This window comes from Ruegeria sp. CDSA236, assembly GCF_059611285.1.
In genome coordinates this window covers 39841-61454 of the sequence record NZ_JBXWPG010000012.1, presented here as the reverse complement: position 1 = coordinate 61454, position 21614 = coordinate 39841, and the positions used below count along the sequence as shown (strand labels likewise).

Sequence of the window (21614 nt, the reverse complement as noted above, 5' to 3'; positions counted from 1 at the left end):
CTTTACTGTCTTCAATATCTCAACACCTGCCCGGTCTTGCTGACGACGAACTTGCGCACGTCGGCAAAACCCGGCGGGTTGCGCTCGGCCAGTACCTGGAACGGGCGTTGTGGCAGAATGATCGAGCGCTCGGTTTGCGTCGCCCCCGTCTCGGCCCCCTGCCCGCCGAATGGGTCCAGCGCAAACACCTCGCGGTCGACAGTCCCGAACCAGCCTGAGCGTTCCTGAATCACATCCTCGCTTCGCAGCGCTTCAGTGGTCCAGGCCAAGGCCCAATCCTGACCCGCAGGGGATTTCGCATCCTCCAGCACCTGCCGCAGCGGGCCGGATTGCTCGGTAAAGGCCGAGGAATACATTGGCCCCACATGAATGCGGCGCAGGTGTTTGGGATGCAGGTCGTCGAAATCCTGATCAAAGCCTTTGGCGATGGTCACCAGTTTCAACCCACCCAAGGATTGCGCCATCAGATGCGCCTGCACTTCGGGCCAGCGGCGTTGATCTTTGGGCAGGGCCGTGCGCCCCGAATCCTCCAACTCCATCAGGTAGATGACCGGCAGGTTTATTTGGCTGTCATAGACGGCCCAGTGGATCAGGAATTTTCGCCGCTCGCCCTCATTGCCAATCCAGTGACATTCGGGATCGTTGCGGGCCCAGAACAGCTCACCCTTCAGCAATTCCTCGTAATAGAGCCTTTGGGACAGCGCGAATTGCAGCTTGGTCGGGATCTCCCGGTCGCTGATGATGGTGCGAACCATGTCGGTTTTCAGCTCATCCTCGGACGGCATATTCGCCAGATGCACCTGCGCCTGCTGCGCATCGTTGGCCATAGTCAGCAGCTCGGCCGCCACCGGAAACCCACTGTCGCGCTTGTCCATGGCGAGGCTTCCAAAGAACCGCCCCGTATCGCGCCCGACCAGCAGGTATTTCATGGATAGCGCGCGGAAGGTGAAGAGCAGCCCCGAGAGATAGCGCGACACGGTCCGCACCTCTTGCTTGCTGATCGCGCCCTCAGCCTCCATCGTTGCGGCCACGCGCAGAAGGTGGACGGTGATCACCTCGAATTTGCGGAAATAGCGGCGCGAGGCGAGGGTGTCGGTCAGGCCGACATGGTCTTGGGTGAGGTTAGTCATTGGGCGCGCGTCTGATAGAGTTCTCTTCTGCAACTATCTACTTGAGCCACAAAATTTATTGCACCGAGCCCTACAACCACGATCAGAGGCACCCCCACTTCCAAGAACTTTGGGAACAAGTAAAGCATGCATGCGAAAGGCAGCGCCCATACCTTCGCATATTTTAGCCATAAATTTTTGGATCGAATGGATTCGCCAAAGCTGATTTCTTGGCTCATTTCTTTTTTCGAAGCGGATGTCAGCCGCGCAAATTGGTGGATCAAAAAGAACCCTGGCATCAAAGACCAAAATGCAACTAGCCCGAACATGTAAGCTTCGAAAACTAGACTGAATCCCATGGCGACAAACCAGGCCGCCAGCCAAGCTGATATACAAATGTCTCGTGTCATCTTGAGCAATGGGCTCACCCACCATACAAATTCTTGTCATGCTTCTCGACAATCGAGGCAAACCGGCGGGCAAAGCGTTCATCTGCCTTGGCCTTTTTCTCCAGCACATCGCGGGCAAAGACCATGTGGTCCTCATGCGCCTCGAGCATGTCGGCCATCTTCTGGTTGGTCGCGGTGCCGATCGAGGCCATGGCGGTTTGCGCCTCTTGGTCGGTCTGCACGCCGATCTCGTTGATGCGGTGGGCCACATCCTGCTGCTGCGCGGTTTTCAGCGATTTGGTCAGGGCGTCATACAGCACCACGCGCTGTTGCGTGTCTGTCTGCAGCTTGTTGATCAGCACCATCTGCGTCGCCGCTTGGTTCTGCAGGGAATCGACCCAGGTCTTGCCCTTTTCGATATATCGCTCCAGCGTTTGGCTTTTGGCCAGCTTGACCTGCTCTTCCTGAACCTTGGCGTTGTATTGCTTGTTCAGCTCGGCCAGTTCGGTCTCAAGCTGGGTGCGCGCGGCGGCGTCTTGTTCGACGCTGATCTTGTTCTCCAGCGTGATGATCGTCGGGTCCATGCCCTGAATTTCAGCGCGCAGTGCCTCCAGCTCGGCCACGGTGGCCTCACGGTCATCCAGCGTGCCGGTCAGGTTGTTTTCGACCTTCACGCGCTGCTCTTCCAGCACCGACAGCTGTCCTTCCAGCAGCTTCACGATCACGTCGGATTTGGCGATCAGGTCCTGCAGCTTGTCGTCGATACTGGCGGTGCGCATCCGCTCCTGCCGCATCGATTCAGATTTACCCTTCGAGAAGATGCCAACAAACGTTTCCCACCCGGATTTTGAGCGCATCTCGTCAAAATCCTTAGAGAACGCGCTGGTGACGTCATCCAGACCCATGATCAGCTCGGCGATATTGGCGTTCATCACTTCGGTATGGGCGTGCACATCTTCCAAAGTGGCGTTCTCGATGTCGATATCCGCCTCGGCCGTGCCAATCTTGGTCCGTGCAGCCTCAATCCGCGAGGTCAGCCCTTGGATCTGCGACTGGCTTTCGCGCACTTTCGTCTGTGTTTCTTCAATCAACGCTTCGAATTGCTGGTTCGACATCTCTGCTGTCCCCTGTTTTCTTTATTTACCCAATAAGATAGGGAATGTTATGTTCATTTACATCCCCTTGAGCCCTCAAATCACCGAGACTTTTACAATTTCGCATCGAAAAAGATAGGCCACGCAGGCGAGATATCTGCACTCTGCAACGATGAATTTGATCAAATCTGGATTGATCCTGCCCGCCGAGTGGACATAGACAAATGCGACGCCACCTGTTTGGGTGCGCGCAAACCCTTTTCTGCCGGAGTCCGACCCATGCTGGATACTACGACCGACCTGAAATCCATTCTGAAAAACCCCGATCTGCTGGTGACCAAGGCCTATATCGGCGGCCAGTGGGTCGATGGTGACAATGGGACGTTTTCCGTCACCAACCCTGCGCGGGGCGATGTGATCGCCGAGGTCGCCGATCTGAGCCGTGCACAGGTTGCAGGTGCCATCGCTCAGGCTGGGGCCGCGCAAAAGGAATGGGCCAAGCTAACCGGCAAGGAACGCGCGGTGATCCTGCGCCGCTGGTACGATCTGATGATGGAAAACGCCGAGGATCTGGGCAAGATTCTGACCGCCGAACAGGGCAAGCCGCTGGCCGAAGCCGTGGGTGAGATCGGCTATGGTGCCTCGTTCATCGAGTTTTTCGGCGAAGAGGCCAAGCGCATCTATGGCGAGACTATTCCGGGCCATCAGCGCGACAAGCGCATCATGGTGCTGAAGCAGCCCATCGGCGTTGCGGCCTCAATCACGCCCTGGAACTTCCCCAATGCGATGATCACCCGTAAGGCCGGGCCGGCGCTTGCCGCCGGATGCGCCTTTGTCGCCCGGCCTGCCGCCGAGACACCCTTGTCGGCGCTGGTTCTGGGCGCATTGGCCCAGCAGGCAGGCATCCCCGCCGGTGTGTTCAACGTGGTGCCCTCGTCGCGCGCCAGCGAAATCGGCAAGGAGTTCTGCGAAAACCCCGGCGTGCGCAAGCTGACCTTTACCGGCTCGACCGAGGTGGGGCGCATCCTGCTGCGGCAGGCCTCGGAACAAGTGATGAAATGCTCGATGGAGCTGGGCGGCAACGCGCCGTTCATCGTGTTTGACGATGCCGATCTGGATGCCGCCGTCGAAGGCGCGATGATGTGCAAGTTCCGCAATAACGGCCAGACCTGTGTCTGCGCCAACCGCATCTATGTGCAGGCCGGTGTCTATGACGCGTTTGCTGCCAAGTTGAAGGCCGCGGTCGAGGCTCTGAACGTCGGCGACGGCCTGAACGAAGGCATCACCACCGGACCGCTGATCAATGATGACGCCGTTGCCAAGGTGCAAGAACACATCAAGGATGTAACCGACAAAGGCGGCCAAATCCTGACCGGTGGCCTGCCGCACGATCTGGGCGGCACCTTCTTTGAGCCGACCATTGTCACCGGTGTGACGCAGGACATGCTAGTGGCGCAGGACGAAACCTTTGGCCCGCTGGCACCGCTGTTCAAGTTCGAGGATGAAGACGACGTGATCGCCATGGCCAATGATACGATTTTTGGTCTGGCCTCGTATTTCTATGCCAAAGATCTCAGCCGCGTTTACAAAGTGGCCGAGGCGTTGGAATACGGGATCGTTGGTGTGAACACCGGCATCATCTCGACCGAGCTGGGCCCGTTCGGTGGCGTCAAACAGTCCGGCCTTGGCCGCGAAGGCAGCCATCACGGCATGGAAGACTATCTGGAGATGAAATACATCTGCCTGTCAGTCTGATCCGCCCAAACCTTCGCTGAACAGCTGGCCGTAAAGGCAACGCCCCGCGTCTGGAGGAACGCGGGGCGCATGGTGCGGCAATCCAGAGAGGAACGATTACCGCGGCGTGGTGACTGACTGCCTCAGTTTACGGCTTTGGCGTCAACCACATCCTTTTCGATGGCCTTGCTGGACGAAATCTCGATCCGGCGGGCTTTCAGGGCTTCGGGCACTTCGCGCTTGAGATCGATATTCAGCATGCCGTTCTCATGGCTGGCACCGGTGACACGAACGTGGTCGGCAAGGGCAAAACGGCGCTCGAACGCGCGGGTGGCGATGCCGCGGTGCAGATAGCTGCGATCTTTGTCTTCCGCAGTTTTCTTACCGGCGACGACCAACGAATTCTCTTTCACTTCGACCGAAAGATCGGCCTCGGAAAAACCGGCAACAGCAACCGAGATACGATAGGTGTCGACATCGGTTTTTTCGATGTTGTAGGGCGGATAGCTGGGTTGAGCCACATCATTGGTCAGAACGCGATCCATCATGTCAGCGATCTGGTCAAAACCTACAGTGGCGCGGTGCAGCGGTGCAAAGTCAAATGTACGCATATGTCGTATCCTCATGTTTGAGCGATGAACGTAATGCCCTCCGATCGGACGGGCGTTCGATTGTCTCAGGCCCCGTTTGCGGCGACCCGATACATTTGACATGGGAAACGTTCTGGCCGAGTTCAACCCCCTCCGGAGCTGATGAATTTCGCACCGGTATCCGACTTGCCTGATCCCACCTGCAATCGCTTAATTGCCGCCTTTGGTTTAGGGGCATCCCGGCGCAGGGTCGCCTTCAGATCGGCCACAATTTCCTGCAATTCCATGCCGAATCCCACTTTCTGCCGACCATCCGTACCAACTGCAGAGACTACTGAAAGTATTTGCCAGCGCGGACCGTTTCGCGCCAACAGGGCCGAACCCGAGGACCCAAATGTAATGTCGCAGTTGAATGTGATCAGGCCCTGATAGCGCTGCAGGATTTTACAGGACCGTTCCCGCGTAATCGCATTCGATCGGCCCCGACCATACGATGCAAGACTGACCTCATCCCCCGCCACGCGCCCGTTATGCAACGCAAAGGGATCGGCCACGGAATAGGGGATCGGTTGATCCAGCCGCATCAACGCGACATCAACGCGCACGGCTTCGGGCGACAGTTGAGCGAAACGTGTGTAATCCGGATGTGCCGCGATCTGCACCACCTTGCGATCTGCCAACGCAGTTCCGTCGCTTAGCCCTGCCCGAAAGGTTACCTGCCCCGGCCCATAGGGTTGACCGGTTCTTTTGTCCAAGGCGCAATGGGCCGCGGTCAGCACCAGATCCTGTGCGATCAACGTACCCGTACAAAACCCCTCGGTGCCGATATCCAGGCGGCCGACGGCCTCCCAGCCATATAGGTCATCGCGGTCGGTGAGTTTGCGTTTTGCACTTTGCGCCTGGGACATCGTTGTCATGATAGCCAGGCATAAAAACAGGCTTGCCCAAAATCGCATCATGGCCGGACGAACCTGGCGCCAATATGACGGCTTGCCGAATCGCCGGTTTCCGAGCCGCTGAATCCGCGCCCGGCAGACAGTTCACTCCGCAGCAAAGGCAACGAAACCTCGACCGCGGTACCTATGGCCACAGGCTCGCCATTGAATTCCGCCTTGGCCGCCACGACCGAGACGATCCGTGGTCTTTCGCCCTCGAACGCAAATACCGGGGCGCCGGAGGATCCAAACTCGACATCACAGGACAGGACAAGAACCTCGGAAACGCCGGTCACGACCGAGCAGACCTCCTGCAATGATGGCGCCTCGGCGCGGTCCTTCGCATAGGACACAACCCCAACTTCCTGTCCGCGAACGGGCCGATCGCCGGTATCAAATGGAATGACCGAGGTACTGCGGATTGGCTGCCATAGCTCGATCAGCGCAATATCGCTACCGATCCGGTTGGTCGGGGTTTCGTCGTCGTAAAAGTAATCGGGGTGAATCACCGCCCTGCGCGCCGCACGATAGGCTGATGCCCGACCCAGACGCCAGGCGGCAAGAAATTCGACCTTAGACAGGTCAATACGTTGGCCTGTGGCCTTATCATAAAGACAATGCGCTGCCGTCAGCACCTGGTTCTGCGCAATCAGCGTCGCGGTGCAGAATGCTTCGCCGTCAATATTCAAGCGCCCGACAGCCATCCAGGCCCGCCCGGCATCGGTGGTGTCCAGACTTTTCAGCCCGCTATCCTGCGCCATTGCGGCCATCGGCATCAGTGCCAGCGCAAAAGCCTTGATCCAGTTTCTCAAGCGGTTCTCCGGCGTTTCTTTCGGCACATACTCCTAGCTGAGGGGTACGGCGAAAATAGGGCCGGTACGTTTCGCGCCTAGCTGATGCAACCCTGCATCAGGCAGCTACCGCAGGATCGGCACCGCTGTTCCCGCCTTTTGACCGTGCTGCATCGCGCGCGGCAAAGGCCCACCGGTAGCCCAATCCAACAGCTCGACCGTGTGCAGAATGGGTATCTGCGTGGCCGAACCGATCTGCATCATGCAACCAATATTGCCTGCAGCGATAACATCGGGGTTCTTGGCCTCAAGCGTCCGAACCTTGCGTTGCTTTAACTGACCCGAGATTTCAGGCTGCATCAGGTTATAGGTCCCGGCGCTGCCACAGCACAGATGGCTGTCTGAAGGCTCTAACACGGTGAAACCCGCATTCTTCAACAGGTCTTTGGGATGGTTTTTGATCTTTTGCCCATGCTGCAAAGAACAAGCGGCATGATAGGCGACGGTCATGCCCTTGTGCTGGCCTCCGGGCAGGTCCAGCTGCACCAGCAATTCGCTGATATCCATGGCAATCTCCGAAACCCGCGCAGCATCTGCCGCCAAAGCCTCGTTTCGGAACATGTGCCCGTAATCCTTGACGGTCGTACCACAACCCGAGGTGTTGATGACGATGGCATCCAGCCCCTGGCCATCGATCTCTCTGGTCCAGGCCTGTATATTGGCCGCTGCCGCTTTGTGGCTGTCAGCCACCTTGCCCATGTGATGGGTTAGCGCACCACAGCATCCCGCGCCTTTGGCCACAACGACTTCGCAGCCCAGCCGGGTCAGCAAGCGAATCGTGGCGTCGTTGATATCCGTGTTCAGCGCCTTTTGGGCGCAGCCTGTCATCAGCGCGACGCGCTTTTTCGGCGCTCCTTTAGGGGCAAAGCGTTGCGGGTCATCGTTGCGGCTGACCGGAGGGATATGTTTTGGTGCCATCTCCAGCATCGCCCGCAGCCGCGCATCCGGCATCAGAAACCGGAAGGGACGGCCCAGCTTGGCCCCGATCAGGGCCCAGCGAAAACGCATCGGATAGGGCAGAATTTGCGCCAGAACCCAACGCAGAAGGCGATCGGTCAGCGGGCGTTTGTAGTTCTGCTCGATATACTCGCGCGCGTGATCGACCAGATGCATATAGTGAACGCCTGACGGACAGGTGGTCATGCAGGCCAGACAGGACAGGCAGCGGTCGATATGTTTGACGGTTTTCTCATCCGGGACACGCTCATTCTCAAGCATGTCCTTGATCAGGTAGATCCGTCCGCGCGGGCTGTCGAGCTCATCCCCCAGCACCTGATAAGTCGGGCAGGTGGCAGTACAAAAGCCGCAATGAACACAGCTGCGCAGGATCTGGTTCGATCGCTGGATCGCCGGATCCTGCAACTGTTTTTCGGTGAAATCTGTCTGCATTACCCTACCCCATGAGCCCCGGGTTAAACAGCCCTCGGGGGTCGAATTTCGCCCGAATGCCTTTTATTAGAGCCTGTGTAGCTACACTCTCAGGCTGGAACCGGCCCAGCCGCTCGACCATTTCCGCATCGCCGCGCACAAGGGTTGCATGACCAGAAAAAGTGCCAAGACGCGCCCGCAAATCGGTTCCCGCAGGAAGACGCAGCCAGATCAGACCCCCGCCCCAGTCGTAGAGCACCTGTTCAGCCTCGGCCCGCGCCGCGATCATCGGGGCGTCACCGGGTGTGACAGACAGACGCCACACGTCGCCAGTCTTGCCCCGGAACGCGTGAACATCGCGGATCGCCGTCCACAGCGTTGCCGGTTCATCGGCATTTGCGATCTGGCCGAACTCAGACAGTTCGGATGTCAGCCTCTCGGTTCTGTAAGCGACGGAATCGGCAAAACCTTCGACTCTAATCAAGGCTTTTTCGCTTTCTGGGTCATAAGCTGCGCCAGTGACCTCGAACGGAGATCTAAGCGCGGCGGACAGCGTTTTTATCGCTACATCTGCATCAGATACAGTCACTGACAGGGTTGCTGTGTGATCCGGTTTGGGCAGGACTTTCAGCGATACTTCGGTCAGCACGCCCAAGGTTCCCCAGGACCCACAGATCAGCTTGACCAGATCATAGCCAGTGACATTCTTCATCACCCGCCCGCCATTTTTGATCACCTGCCCGGTGCCATCGACATATCGCACCCCCAGCAAGAAATCGCGACATGCGCCTGCCTGAATGCGGCGCGGCCCCGAGATGTTGGCGGCAACCACACCGCCGATGGTCGGCTCGCCTTGGGTGCCCAACAGGCTGCGATGGTCCATCGGCTCAAAGGCCAGTTGCTGGCCCTCGGCGTCCAATGCGGCCTCAACCTCGGCCAACGGTGTCCCGGCCTGCGCAACCAGCGTCAGGGCACCGGGTTCATACAGTGTGATGCCTGTCAGCCTGCTGGTCTCAATCACTTCGTCAGGCCCCGCGATACCACGGGTGCCGCCGCCGGCGATACGCACGGCGCCTGTCAACCCGGCCACCATCTGGGCCAGTTCAGTTTCTGACGTGGGTTTCATCATATTTCTCTTTGTTAGAGCCTATTTGCAGCCATTTGCGGGTCGCGACGGGATTCGGAGGCATCCAGCGGGAACACTTTGGCGGGGTTCAGCAACCATCCTGGATCGAACACATCCTTAACCGCCATCTGCGCCTCAAGATCGGCAGGGGCATATTGATGATGCATCAGATCGCGCTTTTCAATTCCCACCCCATGCTCACCGGTCAGGCAACCGCCCTCATCCACACAAAGTTTCAGGATTTCCGCCCCGAACGCCTCACATTTTTCGAGGTCGCCGGGTTTGTTGGCATCAAACAGGATCAAAGGGTGCATGTTCCCGTCGCCGGCATGGAATACATTTCCAACCGGCAGGCCGAACTCATCGCTCAGCTCACCAATCCGGCGCAATACGGCGGGCAGCGCCGATACCGGGATGGTCCCATCCAGGCACATATAGTCGTTCATCTGCCCCATGGCGCCAAAGGCCGATTTGCGGCCCAACCAGATCCGGGCGCTTTCATCCGCCGACTGGCTCTCGCGCAGCTCGACCGGATCGTGGCGTTTTGCAATCTCGACAATCTTGGCCAGCTGGCTGTCGATCTCGGCCTCCGAGCCTTCGACCTCGACAATCAACAATGCTTCGCATTCCGGATACCCGGCATGTGCAAAGTTTTCGCAGGCCTGAATGCACAGGCGATCCATGAACTCAATCGCAACAGGCAAGATACCGGACTTGATGATGTCCGAAACGCATTGGCCTGCGATTTCATTGTCATCAAACCCCATCAGGACGGGCCGTGCGCCTTCTGGCTTGCGCAGGATGCGCAGGGTCGCTTCGGTGACGACGCCCAGTTGCCCTTCGGACCCGCAGATCACCCCCAGCAGGTCAAGACCCGGCGCGTCCAGATGAGCGCCACCGATTTCGACTACGCAGCCATCCATCATCACCAGGGTCACACCCAGCAGGTTGTTCGTGGTCACCCCGTATTTCAGGCAATGCGCCCCGCCGGAATTCATCGCGATATTGCCCGCAATCGCGCAAGCCAGTTGCGACGACGGATCGGGGGCATAAAAGAAATCCTCTTCCTCGACCGCGCCGGTGACACTCAGGTTGGTGCGCCCAGTCTGGACCTTGATGAATCGGTTGTCATAATCAACCTCTAGCACGTCGTTCATCCGGGCCACGCCCAGTATGACGCAATCAGCTGTTGGCAGCGCGCCCCCGGCCAGCGACGTACCCGCACCACGCGGTACCACCGGCACGCCTTCGTCATGGCAAATGCGCAAGATATCCGAGACCTGCTGCGTGGTCGAAGGCAAAACCGCCAGCATCGGCGGGCATCTATAGGCGGTCAAAGCATCACATTCATAGGCGCGTGTCTCGGCCGGGTCATGAATGATCGCGTCGTCCGGCAGAACCCCCGACAGGCGCGCCACCACCGCATCTTTGCGACGCAGGACATCAGGGCTTGGCTTTGGCATTTCCATGGCAGGCTCCTTAGTTTGGTAAAATAATATTACCAATTTGTCAGTATGGCAAGTTCCGACTTCCGGAAGTACTGTCACGGCCATGACCTGGATTGACCGCGCCGCTCTGTTTGCCCCTTTGGATTTTGCCGCCATAACGCTGATGATGGGGGCCTGGCTGTGCCTTGGGTGGATGATCGAAAACCCGTCGCCAAAGAAGCGGTCAGTGGCCTTGATGATGGATGAGTATCGCCGCGACTGGATGCGCGAGATGGTCACACGCCAGCCAAGGATGTTTGACGCGCAGGTCGTGGCCACGATGCGGCAAGGCAGTACCTTCTTTGCCTCGACCACGATGATTGCCATCGGTGGTGGCCTGGCCCTGCTGGGCAATACCGAGCGTCTGGCCGGTGTCGCCAGTGATCTGGCCATCGGCAGCTTTCCAGCCCTGGTGTGGGAGATCAAGATACTCGCCGTCGTCCTGCTGCTGGCCAATGCCTTTCTGAAATATGTCTGGGCGCATCGTCTGTTCGGCTATTGCGCGGTACTGATGGCCGCGGTCCCGAATGAGCCCGAAGATCCCATCGCCTATCCCCGCGCCACGCAATCGGCCGAAATCTGCGTCACCGCCGCCCGCAGCTTTAACCGCGGGCTGCGCTCTACCTATTTCGCACTGGCCTTGCTTGCATGGTTTCTGGGGCCACTCGCGTTGATCGTCGGCACAGTTATCACTGCAGGCCTGCTTTACCGACGCGAATTCGCCTCGCAATCCCGCGCGATCCTACTGGCACAGGCAGACAATACGCCGTCGTGATCTAATGCCATGGCTGTGGCGTTACTGCGCCGCCTTTAGTTCTTCCTTGTTACGAGCTGGTTTTCGTGTGGGTCGAAACGAACTTTTTGATCAACGCACAATGAATTGCCGATTTGAGCCCAAAATGCCGATTGCTGCGCCTCAATCCAATGATTACTTATCGTTGGTAACGGCGCTCATTACTTTTTGGTCGCCCACCAAAACCAATCACGGCGCTGATTTCTGACGTAATCCTAGAATCCTAACGCTGTGAGCGCTGCACGTGTTGTGTTTCTTGCCTCACCCTTAGGAAGGGGGAAGGCCGCGAAAAAATGATCTAGTGACGCGTCCGGGCGACGCTTGCGGGCGCAATCAGCAAATCTACGGCCGTCTTCTATGTTTCCATTCGCCTGATGGGCCATAGCCGCTAACATATCGATGAGGAAATGCGCGCCGGGTGTGCGTGCAGACAGATCCCCCCAATGCGCGGCCTCTTCCCATTGGCAACTGTTGATCCGTGCCCATGCTTTCATGCCGTGCATTCCATAGAGCAACGGGTCTAGCGGGCTGAGACGCGTCGCCAGATCTGCACGTTGGTCAATGTTATCACTGACGCCGTTCAACGCTTGCACTAGACCGAGCGAGTAGTGACCCTGGGCATAATTTGGATTTAGCGAAACAGCCTGTTGCAAGTAATGCACCGCGGTGTCCAAATCTTGCTGAATCCAATAGCTACGCCCAAGCACAAAATTGGAAAACGGGTCATCGGGGGCCTGTTCCATTGCCCGTTCAGCAGCAGATAAGGCATCCTGAGCGGCAACACCGCGATCAGCGCCGAAACCGGTAAACGCCCTCTGGAAAGAAACGAAAGAAAGCCCGGCATGGGCACGTGCAAAATTGGGCGCACGGGCAAGAGCTTCTTTGAAATATCTGGCAGACAAAGCGTTGTCTTCTTGGGTGAACCGATAAATGTGGTTTAGTCCAAGGTGGAAAAAGCTCCAGGCGTCGAGGGATTCAATATCCTGCCGTCGGGCCTCGGCGGCCTGGTGGCGCGGAACATGGAGTTCGACCGCTGCTACTACAGAATTGGTGACATCGGCCTTGATAGAAAAAATGTCATCAATCAGGCCAGTGTAGCGATCAGCCCAGATCACTTGTCCGGAATCCGCAGCAGCAAGCACCGGAGACACGGTCAGATTTGGTCCGTTAATCTCGACGCTACCCGACAGCACATATCTTACATCTAACTGCTCGCGCACACTTTGCGTGTTTGCAACGCTACCGAGTTGGAAACTTGAGGCGCGCGCAATGACCGTCACCCACTTTGTCAGCGACAACGACACAATCAATTCATGTGCAAGGGCCGGAGCGATCACCCTAGCCTGATCTGTTTCTCCAAAGGCCTGAAACGGCAACACGGCAATGGATGGAGCGACCCCTTCATTGATGATCAGCGTCTCTGCGAGGTTTGCGCCGACCTTTTTGGTCACCGGCAATTCGAACCGAAAGCCCTGTCCCCGGATCGTGCGGATGATGCTTTGCGTTTTCCCGTCATCCCCCAAAGCGGCACGGGCAGATCGGATACGGCTTGCAATAGCGGCGTCTGAAATTGGTGCGCCATTCCAGATTTTGGTGACAATTTCGTCCAATGTCGTCACGCGCGAGCCGTTTTGGACCAATAAGCTCAGCAACAGGAAAACTTGCCGTTCAAGATGAACGCCTTGACCGTCCGAATACCGCAATTCAGCGGCAGCGTGGTCCAGCTCGAAATTGCCAAAACAGAATTTCATGAAAGAAATCTATCAGAAGTCGCGGAATTCTACACCATTTCTACAAGCCGTCTGCAAGCTTGTGCGCGAACTTTGGGGCAAAGTCAGTACATTAATGCAGAACATCATCCATTCAAAGAGGGGCTAGGAAAGTGATTTACGCAAATATCAACGAAACAATCGGACAAACGCCGGTAGTCCGGATCAACAATCTGGCACCCGATCACGTAGAGCTTTTTGTCAAAGCCGAGTTTTTCAACCCCGCAGCATCTGTCAAAGACAGGTTAGCGCTTAGCATTATCGAAGAAGCCGAGAAAAGCGGGGCGCTAAAACCAGGCCAAACGGTTGTTGAGGCAACCAGCGGCAACACCGGGATTGGTCTGGCGATGGTGTGTGCTGCAAAGGGCTATCCATTGGTGATCGTAATGGCGGACAGTTTTTCCGTCGAACGGCGGCGCCTCATGCGAGTGTTGGGGGCGAAAGTGGTGCTGACACCGCGGGCCGAAAAGGCGATGGGAATGTACAACAAGGCGGTAGAGCTGGCCGAGGCCAACGGTTGGTTTCTGGCCCGTCAATTTGAAACGGACGCGAATGCAAAAGTTCATGAAATGACAACAGGTCCTGAAATTATCGCAGATTTCAAGGATAAGCGGCTGACGCATTTTGTAACGGGATTTGGCACAGGAGGGACATTGACCGGAGTCGCGCGCGTGCTGCGTCGCGAGTCACCCGATACCCGGATTATCCTGACCGAACCTGAAAATGCCGGACTCGTAGGAAGTGGGATTGCGCAGGATCGCAATTCTGATGGAAGCCCTGCCGCCGGTCATTCAGCTTGGCAACCGCACCCGTTTCAAGGTTGGTCACCTGACTTTATCCCGGCTGTGTTGCAAGAAGCTTTGGACAACGGATCATTTGACGAACTGATGCCTGTCGCCGGTCCTGGCGCGATCAATATGGCACTGCAGCTTGCCCAGAAAGAGGGCATTCTGACGGGGGTATCTGGTGGCGGCACGGTTCTGGCAGCACTGCAAGTTGCTAAGACCGCCCCTGAAGGATCCGTTATTTTGGCGATGTTGCCAGATACGGCTGAACGCTATCTTTCGACGCCTTTGTTTGACGACATCGAGGCCGAGATGACCGACGAGGAACGCGCGATTTCCCTGTCCACACCAAGTGCGCAAATGGCGGGCGAGTAATGGACAGAATGCTGCATCAGGAAGAAACACTCGACCCGGAAGACTGGGAGGCCATGCGTGCCACGGCGTACCGCATGGTGGATGAAGCTGTGTTTCGGCTTTCCAATGTGCGCGAATCTCCTGTTTGGCAAAACATGCCAGACAGCGTGCGCGCGACATACAAAGAAGCGCTACCGAGATCGGGAATGCCACTTGATACAGTCTTTGAAGAGATGAAAACCAACTTGCTGCCCTATCCAATGGGTAACATCCATCCCAGATTTTGGATGTGGTATATGGGTGCCAGCAATTTCACCGGCGCTCTCGGCGACTTTTTAGCTGCCATTCTGGGGTCAAACCTCGGCGGCGGAAATCACGCCGCAGCCCTTATGGACCAGCAAGTGGTGGACTGGCTCAAGACCATGGTCGGGTTCCCGGCTGGTGCTAGTGGAACCTTGACCAGTGGTGGCTCCGTAGCCAACCTGATAGGCCTCACGGTTGCGCGCAACACAGCGCTCGGCCAGCAAACCATCAGGGAACATGGGGTCGGCGGTGCTAGGCTAGCGTTTTATGCGTCCGATCAGGTTCATGGCTGCCATCTGACTGCAATGGAAGTGCTGGGCCTTGGATCAAATTCCCTGCGGTGCCTGCCATCCCGATCAGACTATACGATGGACGTTACAGCCTTGCGTGCACAGATTGCCGAAGACCGCGCGCATGGCATCCAGCCAGTCGCCATTATCGCAACAGCTGGAACTATCAACACCGGCGCAATTGACGATTTGTCCGCACTCGCAGATGTGTCCCGGCGCGAAGGTCTCTGGCTTCACGTGGACGGTTGCATCGGAGCACTAGCCGCTATCGCTCCTAAAAACGGAGTTAAGCTAAACGGTCTGGACAAAGCTGACTCTGTTGCGCTGGACCCACATAAATGGCTGCATGCACCGTTTGAGGTTGGCTGTTGTGTGGTCAAAGACAAATCGCAACATGTTGATACTTTCGCACTTAGCCAGTCATACCTGGAGAAGGAACCACGTGGCGTCGCCGCTGCCGATTGGCTACATGATTTTGGCATTCAGACATCGCGCGGGTTCCGGGCGCTTAAGGTTTGGATGAGCCTGAAGGAGCATGGTGTCGAAAAATTTGGTCGGCTGATCGACCAGAACATCAACCAAGCAGAGTATCTGGCGGATCGCATCCGAATGGCACAGGATATCGAACTTTTAGCCGATCCTGTGTTGGACATCGTGTGCTTTCGCATTTGCCTGCCCAACATGACGGAATCCAATCTCGAAGCCCTCAACCGAGAAGTCATGCTGCGACTGCAGGAAGATGGGGTTGCGGCGCTCTCTGACACGAGAGTTGGGTCGACCTATGCGCTGCGCTGCGCCATTTCCAATCACCGAACGCAACTGAGTGATCTTGACATACTTGTGGAGCAAATAGAGGAATTGATCCCGACATACAGATCGACCTTGCCCGATAACGAACCATACTGAAGCTATTGGTTGTGCGAGCAAACTACGTTTGATGTGATGCTCTGATACTATAGTGATTGCAACTGGTTGCATAGAAGTTGCCCACGTGCTGTTGGCGATCTGGCAGCACTAGGATGTCGGTTTGCTGCCGTGGACAATTCCCCAGCCCTCCGTTTGGAGTCGGATCTACCCGCGTAAAACGCTATGCAGCCAAAAAGAAAACCTTTGTGGGGCCCGCCAAGAGTTTAGGATCGAAACATGCGATATGTGATTCTCTGCACCTTTCTGGCCAGCCCCACCCTAGCCGATCCGCCAACGATCGAGCAGGTCAACGCCTCGTCCAGCGGTGGCAGTTGGCGTTTCGACGTGACGATCCGGCATCCGGACACCGGATGGGATCACTATGCCGATGGCTGGCGTGTGCTGGATATGGATGGGAATGAGCTGGGGATGCGTGTGTTGCATCACCCGCATGAGACGGAACAGCCCTTTACCCGCTCGCTGGGCGGGGTGGCAATTCCGGATGGTACATCGCAGGTCCAGATACAGGCCCGTTGCAGCGTGGATGGCTGGGCGGACGAAACCATTGTTGTGCCGCTGAACTGACCTCAGAACACGCCCAACGCCAGCCCTGCGGCCATCGCCTGCCCCAAGTCGCGGCATGCCTGCAGCGCCTCTTCGGGGATGCGTTTTTCGGCTAGGATCGCCTCGGGCGTTTGTGCATGGGTGCATATGATCAACGGCAACTGAACTTCTTTCAGCCGCCATCCGGTTGCAATTCGGGCCGTCTGTCGTGCCGCATTCTGCCCGTCTGACCCGGCACAGATCATCTGGGCATAGGGGCGACCTTCGATGCGACCAAGAACCGGATAATAACAGCGGTCGTAAAACTCTTTCATCACGCCCGAAATCGCCGCCAGGTTTTCGGGTGCGCAGAAGATATAACCATCTGCGGTCAGCAGATCTTGGGGTCCGGCCCGCTCTGCGGGCTTCAAAACGGTGTCGGCCTCATCGCGCGCGCCTTCGGCTGCAGCTTCGGCCATTTGGTGGCTGCCGCCGGTGCGTGAATGGTAAACGATCAATAGCTGCGCCATGTCAGACCCGGTGATAGGGACCGCCCGACAGGATGGTTGCGGCCCGATAAAGTTGCTCGGCCAGCATCACACGGACCAGCATGTGGGGCCAGACCATGGACCCGAAAGAGATGGAGAAATCCGCCTCGGCGCGCAGATCAGGATCTATTCCGTCGGCACCGCCAATGATCAGCGCCAGATCCTGCCGCCCCGCATCGCGCCAACTGCCCAGCTTTTGGGCAAAATCGGGCGAGGACATCACCCGCCCCCGTTCATCCAGCGTGCAGATTACGGTGCCTTTGGGCAGCGCCTTGCGCAGCAATGTGGCCTCGGCCCCCATCCCTGCGTTTTTCTTGTCTTCGACCTCGATCACCCGCGCAGGCCCAAGGCCCAGCGCGCGGCCGGTCCGATCAAATCGGGTCAGGTAATCATCAAGCAGGGATTTCTCGGGTCCGGCGCGCAATCGCCCGACCGCAACTATGCTGATCCGCATATCTCTCTCGCCTCCGGCCCGTTAATGCAGGCCGGGATAGCGCCTCAGTTCGCCGAGGCGCTGCTGCCCGCAGGCTGCCACATCTTTTCCAGCTGATAGAATTCACGCACTTCGGGGCGGAAGATATGAACGACCACGTCGCCCGTATCGATCAGCACCCAGTCGCCGGCATCCTTGCCTTCGACCTTCGAGGTGAATCCGAATTCCTGCTTGATGCGATCCGTCAGCTTTTCCGCCATGGCCGAGACCTGACGGGTCGATCGACCCGAGGCAATAACCATGTGATCCGCGACGGACGACTTGCCCTGCAGGTTGATCTGCACGACGTCTTCGGCCTTGTCATCGGAAAGTGAGGAAAGGATACGTTCAAGCAGCTTGTCGCTGATTGACTGAGAGTGGGCCATCATATTGGCCCCATCTTCGGCGGGCAAACCCGCCTGAGTGTGTAGAGACAGGACATAGTCCTCCTTTGCTGCGCGCCATGATATCCCGGCGCCGGGGTACTAATAAGGTAGCAAGGAGATTGCAACATTTCAATGAACACAGACCAAAGGGTCGCAACGATTGCTTAGTCGGTGGCAAGCTGTTGCGCATCCGTGTCGTCATTCAGCACGCGCACCTCTCGCTGCGGGAATGGGATCGAGATGCCTTCGGACTTGAATGCGTCCCACAGCGCCAGATAGACATTGCCCCGTATATTGGTCAGCCCTTTGGTCGGATCGCTGATCCAGAATCGCAGCACGTAATCCACGCTGCTGTCGCCGAACCCCGTAATGTGGCAGACCGCGTCATGTCCGCTGCCACTGAGCACACGCTCGACAGATTTAACCGCATGGATGGCCGTTGCCCGCACATTATGGGGGTCATCCGTGTAACTTGTGCCAAATGTCAGATCCAGCCGTACGAACCGGTCCGAATGCGACCAGTTCACCACCTGATTGGTGATCAAATCCTCGTTCGGGATCAGGTATTCGCGCCCATCCCGCGTGACCACCGAGACATAGCGCGCGCCCAGCGCGTTGATCCAGCCAAACGTGTCGCCCAGCGAAATCACATCGCCCGGTTTAATCGACCGATCCATCAGGATGATGATGCCCGAGATCAGATTCGACACCACTTTCTGCAAACCAAAGCCGATGCCGACACCAATGGCCCCCGACAACAGCGCAATACCAGTCAAATCAAAGCCCAGCGTCCGAATGGCGGCCATGAAGACGGCGCCATAGATGACGACCTGTAATCCCTTGGCCAACAAGACCTGCATTGACGGCGAGATATCGTCATTGCGTTTGAGGCCACGTTCAGCAGCACCGGTGCCAAGACGGGCCAGCGTCAACAACACGCCAATCAGCAAAAGCGCCTTGAGGATACCCAACGCCGAGAGGTGCAGATCCCCGATCGAGATCGCCACCCCATCCAGAAACCCAGCGACGTCATCGGTCAAGTTCAGCGCAATCAGCGTCGCATAGGCCCACATTGCCCATTTGAAAATTCGCCGCAACGTCCGGTTTCGGACCAGACGGGCCACTAGCGCAATCGCCAGCCAGGCGGTCGCCAATGTTGCCACCACCCCGATGATATAGCTGCGCGATGGCCACGTGATCTGCTGCATCACCAGATACAGCATCCAGGACAGCGTGACGAAATAGACAAGCGTCAGACGTTGCATCAGCTGGATCAGCGTACGCAACCGCCATTTGGGCCAACCAGAGCGGGCACGGGCCCAGGCCTCCCATCGGCCCTGCGTAACCAGCTTCAACACATAGGCCAGCGCCCAGAGACCCAGGATGATGACCAGCTGATGTTGGCGCCAGCCCGGTGTAATGACCAGATCGACCAGTCTATCGAATTGCAGGGAAAAGGCCTCGATCATGGTCTGATACAGATCAGACAGCGAACTGGGTATCAGGTCTGGGTTCATGCACGTCTCCTGCTTGTCAGCTTGGACAGCGTTGACGCATGATGCAAGCCCGCCGCAGGATTGCGCCTTGATTGACGGACTGACGCGATATATCTGATGCGCATGAGACTCAATCTGACCCCAGCACCTACGTTGCAAGACCGCACGCGACTGCGTGAACGGTTCTTTGGGGCCGCCCGCACGGTTCTGGCCCGCCTATAAGCGGCGTCCAGCCACTCGCCAGCTAAATCTCAATACATACGGGAGAGGACCGATGTCCCCCAAAACACTCTATGACAAGATCTGGGATGCCCATGTCGCGCACGAAGCCGATGATGGCACCTGCCTGCTGTATATCGACCGCCATCTGGTCCACGAAGTGACCAGCCCGCAGGCCTTTGAAGGGCTGCGCATGGCCGGCCGCCCGGTACGCGCACCGGAAAAGACCATCGCGGTACCGGATCACAACGTGCCCACCACGCCGGATCGCGTGAACGGCATCGAAAACCCCGAATCGCGCATTCAGGTCGAGGCACTGGACAAGAACGCCAAGGATTTCGGCATTCACTATTACCCGGTGAATGACGTTCGCCAGGGCATCGTACATATCGTTGGCCCGGAACAGGGCTGGACCCTGCCCGGCATGACCGTTGTTTGCGGCGACAGCCACACCGCTACCCATGGCGCGTTTGGTGCTCTGGCCCATGGCATCGGCACCTCTGAGGTCGAGCATGTTCTGGCCACGCAGACCCTGATCCAGAAGAAATCCAAGAACATGAAGGTGGAAATCACCGGCACACTGCAGCCGGGCGTGACCGCCAAGGATATCACTCTGGCCGTGATTGGCGAGACCGGCACTGCTGGTGGCACCGGCTATGTCATCGAATATTGCGGCGAAGCGATCCGCAATCTGTCGATGGAAGGCCGCATGACCGTCTGCAACATGGCCATCGAAGGCGGTGCCCGCGCCGGCCTGATCGCCCCGGATGAGACCACGTTCGAATATGTCAAAGGCCGCCCACACGCGCCGAAAGGGGCCCAGTGGGAAGCGGCGATGGACTGGTGGAAAACGCTGTTCACCGACGAAGACGCGCATTTCGACAAGATCATCACTCTGCGCGGCGAAGACATCGCGCCGGTCGTCACCTGGGGCACCAGCCCCGAGGATGTGCTGCCGATCACTGCATCCGTGCCTCACCCCGAGGATTTCGAAGGTGGCAAAGTCGATGCGGCCCGCCGGTCGATCGAATATATGGGTCTGGAAGCCGGTCAGAAGCTCAGCGACGTCGAAATCGACACCGTCTTTATCGGGTCCTGCACCAACGGCCGCATCGAGGACCTGCGCGCCGCTGCCGAGATTCTAAAGGGCAAAAAGATCAAGGACGGGATGCGCGCCATGGTCGTGCCCGGTTCCGGTCTGGTCCGTGCGCAGGCCGAGGAAGAAGGTCTGGCCGAGATCTTCAAAGAGGCCGGGTTCGAATGGCGTCTGGCGGGATGTTCCATGTGCCTTGCGATGAACCCCGACCAGTTGCAACCGGGCGAGCGCTGCGCCGCGACCTCTAACCGCAACTTCGAAGGCCGTCAGGGCCGCGGCGGACGCACCCACCTGCTAAGCCCCGCAATGGCTGCCGCAGCGGCAATCACAGGACGGCTGACAGACGTCCGCGAGTTGATGTAAGCTGCCCTCATAACTGGATATTTGAGGGATTTAAGACATGAGTGACTGGATCAAATGGCTCCTGATGGGGCTTCTGTCCATAGTGTTCGGCCTTTTTGTGCTGGGCGCGCCTGCAGTGGCGTCGATTGCCGTAACGGTGGTGACCGGCGTACTGCTGCTGATTTCAGGGGCATTGCAGGTGGTCGGCGGGTTCACCGTCGAGGGCACCGGCAACAAGATCCTGTCGCTTATTATGGGTGCGGTGATGCTGTTTCTGGGCTGGTCCTTCCTGGATCACCCGCTGCAGGGCACCGTGACGCTGGCGACGGTTTGTCTGATCCTGTTCATGGCAGGCGGTATTGCGCGGGTCATTTTGTCGTTCCAGATGAAAGGTACGCAGTATTTCTGGGCGACACTGATCTCGGGCGTGATGTCGATTGTTCTGGCGATGCTCATCTGGCGGTTCGCAGCAACCGATCCTGTCGTGCTGTTGCAACTGCTCGGCATCCTGTTGGGGATCGAAATGGTGTTCAACGGTCTGGGGCTGGTCTTCATGGCGCTCTTCATCAAAGACGCACCCAAAGGCGAAACAACTGAAGCGAAACAAGCTTAAACGCGGGGCATGGGCG

Annotated in this window: 22 protein-coding genes; 8 read left to right on the top strand and 14 right to left on the bottom strand. The window is 57.7% G+C overall.

The window, feature by feature from the left end; translation table 11 throughout:
• Positions 1 to 11 precede the first annotated feature (11 nt).
• From AC2FLB_RS17090 to AC2FLB_RS17080, 3 genes are read right to left on the bottom strand one after another with little or no spacing between them, the layout of a single operon-like run.
• On the bottom strand, positions 12 to 1130 hold the full coding sequence (locus tag AC2FLB_RS17090; RefSeq protein ID WP_496709725.1) for a hypothetical protein: 1119 nt from the start codon (positions 1128 to 1130) through the stop codon (positions 12 to 14).
• Positions 1127 to 1519: a hypothetical protein gene (locus AC2FLB_RS17085; RefSeq protein ID WP_281995567.1), complete on the bottom strand. Its 393-nt coding sequence runs from the start codon at positions 1517 to 1519 to the stop codon at positions 1127 to 1129. The genes AC2FLB_RS17090 and AC2FLB_RS17085 overlap by 4 nt, the downstream gene beginning before the upstream one ends.
• A 14-nt stretch (positions 1520 to 1533) precedes the next feature.
• Positions 1534 to 2613, bottom strand: a complete 1080-nt coding sequence (locus AC2FLB_RS17080) for a hypothetical protein (protein WP_496709724.1) — start codon at positions 2611 to 2613, stop codon at positions 1534 to 1536.
• Between the two features lie 258 nt (positions 2614 to 2871).
• On the opposite strand from AC2FLB_RS17080, the gene AC2FLB_RS17075 reads away from it, so the two are divergent.
• On the top strand, positions 2872 to 4347 hold the full coding sequence (locus AC2FLB_RS17075) for an NAD-dependent succinate-semialdehyde dehydrogenase (protein WP_496709723.1): 1476 nt from the start codon (positions 2872 to 2874) through the stop codon (positions 4345 to 4347).
• Positions 4348 to 4469: 122 nt separating this feature from the next.
• On the opposite strand, the gene AC2FLB_RS17070 is transcribed toward AC2FLB_RS17075, so the two are convergent.
• From AC2FLB_RS17070 to AC2FLB_RS17045, 6 genes are all read right to left on the bottom strand, one after another.
• Positions 4470 to 4937, bottom strand: a complete 468-nt coding sequence (locus tag AC2FLB_RS17070) for an Hsp20 family protein (RefSeq protein ID WP_142638359.1) — start codon at positions 4935 to 4937, stop codon at positions 4470 to 4472.
• A gap of 122 nt (positions 4938 to 5059) precedes the next feature.
• Complete coding sequence (locus tag AC2FLB_RS17065; protein ID WP_496709722.1) at positions 5060 to 5833, bottom strand: trypsin-like serine peptidase; 774 nt, start codon at positions 5831 to 5833, stop codon at positions 5060 to 5062.
• A 38-nt stretch (positions 5834 to 5871) separates the two neighbouring features.
• Positions 5872 to 6663, bottom strand: coding sequence for a trypsin-like serine peptidase (locus AC2FLB_RS17060; protein ID WP_282022199.1), 792 nt, complete (start codon positions 6661 to 6663; stop codon positions 5872 to 5874).
• 105 nt (positions 6664 to 6768) lie between these two features.
• Positions 6769 to 8091 carry a glycolate oxidase subunit GlcF gene (glcF, locus tag AC2FLB_RS17055; protein ID WP_496709721.1) on the bottom strand — a complete coding sequence of 441 codons (1323 nt, stop codon included), beginning with the start codon at positions 8089 to 8091 and terminating at the stop codon, positions 6769 to 6771.
• Between the two features lie 4 nt (positions 8092 to 8095).
• Complete coding sequence (locus AC2FLB_RS17050; protein WP_496709720.1) at positions 8096 to 9196, bottom strand: FAD-binding protein; 1101 nt, start codon at positions 9194 to 9196, stop codon at positions 8096 to 8098.
• 14 nt (positions 9197 to 9210) lie between these two features.
• Positions 9211 to 10665, bottom strand: a complete 1455-nt coding sequence (locus tag AC2FLB_RS17045) for an FAD-linked oxidase C-terminal domain-containing protein (protein WP_496703779.1) — start codon at positions 10663 to 10665, stop codon at positions 9211 to 9213.
• Positions 10666 to 10747: 82 nt separating this feature from the next.
• Between AC2FLB_RS17045 and AC2FLB_RS17040 the strand changes: the two genes are divergently transcribed.
• Complete coding sequence (locus AC2FLB_RS17040; protein WP_496692691.1) at positions 10748 to 11458, top strand: DUF599 domain-containing protein; 711 nt, start codon at positions 10748 to 10750, stop codon at positions 11456 to 11458.
• A 233-nt stretch (positions 11459 to 11691) separates the two neighbouring features.
• Here the strand turns inward: AC2FLB_RS17040 and AC2FLB_RS17035 are convergent, their stop codons facing one another.
• Entirely contained in the window at positions 11692 to 13227 is a 1536-nt protein-coding gene (locus AC2FLB_RS17035; RefSeq protein WP_496692690.1) for a winged helix-turn-helix domain-containing protein, read from the bottom strand.
• Between the two features lie 131 nt (positions 13228 to 13358).
• On the opposite strand from AC2FLB_RS17035, the gene AC2FLB_RS17030 reads away from it, so the two are divergent.
• The 3 genes from AC2FLB_RS17030 to AC2FLB_RS17020 all read left to right on the top strand — a co-directional run bounded on the left by AC2FLB_RS17030 (position 13359) and on the right by AC2FLB_RS17020 (position 16468).
• A complete protein-coding gene (locus AC2FLB_RS17030) occupies positions 13359 to 14405 on the top strand; it encodes a PLP-dependent cysteine synthase family protein (protein ID WP_496692689.1) in 1047 nt (348 codons plus the stop codon).
• Positions 14405 to 15883, top strand: a complete 1479-nt coding sequence (locus AC2FLB_RS17025; protein ID WP_496709719.1) for a pyridoxal phosphate-dependent decarboxylase family protein — start codon at positions 14405 to 14407, stop codon at positions 15881 to 15883. The genes AC2FLB_RS17030 and AC2FLB_RS17025 overlap by 1 nt, the downstream gene beginning before the upstream one ends.
• A 237-nt stretch (positions 15884 to 16120) precedes the next feature.
• Positions 16121 to 16468: a hypothetical protein gene (locus AC2FLB_RS17020; protein ID WP_142638371.1), complete on the top strand. Its 348-nt coding sequence runs from the start codon at positions 16121 to 16123 to the stop codon at positions 16466 to 16468.
• Between the two features lie 2 nt (positions 16469 to 16470).
• Here the strand turns inward: AC2FLB_RS17020 and AC2FLB_RS17015 are convergent, their stop codons facing one another.
• The 4 genes from AC2FLB_RS17015 to AC2FLB_RS17000 all read right to left on the bottom strand — a co-directional run bounded on the left by AC2FLB_RS17015 (position 16471) and on the right by AC2FLB_RS17000 (position 19349).
• Positions 16471 to 16956 (bottom strand): flavodoxin family protein, encoded by a 486-nt coding sequence (locus AC2FLB_RS17015; RefSeq protein ID WP_496709718.1) that lies wholly within the window; start codon positions 16954 to 16956, stop codon positions 16471 to 16473.
• Position 16957: 1 nt separating this feature from the next.
• Positions 16958 to 17428: a 23S rRNA (pseudouridine(1915)-N(3))-methyltransferase RlmH gene (gene rlmH / locus AC2FLB_RS17010; protein WP_496703039.1), complete on the bottom strand. Its 471-nt coding sequence runs from the start codon at positions 17426 to 17428 to the stop codon at positions 16958 to 16960.
• Between the two features lie 44 nt (positions 17429 to 17472).
• The gene (rsfS, locus tag AC2FLB_RS17005; RefSeq protein ID WP_496692685.1) at positions 17473 to 17835 is read right to left on the bottom strand and encodes a ribosome silencing factor; all 363 of its coding nucleotides are present in this window, start codon (positions 17833 to 17835) and stop codon (positions 17473 to 17475) included.
• Positions 17836 to 17996: 161 nt separating this feature from the next.
• On the bottom strand, positions 17997 to 19349 hold the full coding sequence (locus tag AC2FLB_RS17000) for a mechanosensitive ion channel family protein (RefSeq protein WP_496692684.1): 1353 nt from the start codon (positions 19347 to 19349) through the stop codon (positions 17997 to 17999).
• A gap of 102 nt (positions 19350 to 19451) precedes the next feature.
• Between AC2FLB_RS17000 and AC2FLB_RS16995 the strand changes: the two genes are divergently transcribed.
• The 3 genes from AC2FLB_RS16995 to AC2FLB_RS16985 are packed head-to-tail and all read left to right on the top strand — an operon-like array spanning position 19452 to position 21598.
• On the top strand, positions 19452 to 19550 hold the full coding sequence (locus tag AC2FLB_RS16995) for an isopropylmalate isomerase (protein WP_271950909.1): 99 nt from the start codon (positions 19452 to 19454) through the stop codon (positions 19548 to 19550).
• Positions 19551 to 19602: 52 nt separating this feature from the next.
• Positions 19603 to 21006, top strand: a complete 1404-nt coding sequence (gene leuC / locus AC2FLB_RS16990) for a 3-isopropylmalate dehydratase large subunit (RefSeq protein WP_496709717.1) — start codon at positions 19603 to 19605, stop codon at positions 21004 to 21006.
• 37 nt (positions 21007 to 21043) lie between these two features.
• Positions 21044 to 21598, top strand: a complete 555-nt coding sequence (locus AC2FLB_RS16985) for an HdeD family acid-resistance protein (RefSeq protein ID WP_271950915.1) — start codon at positions 21044 to 21046, stop codon at positions 21596 to 21598.
• Positions 21599 to 21614 lie beyond the last annotated feature (16 nt).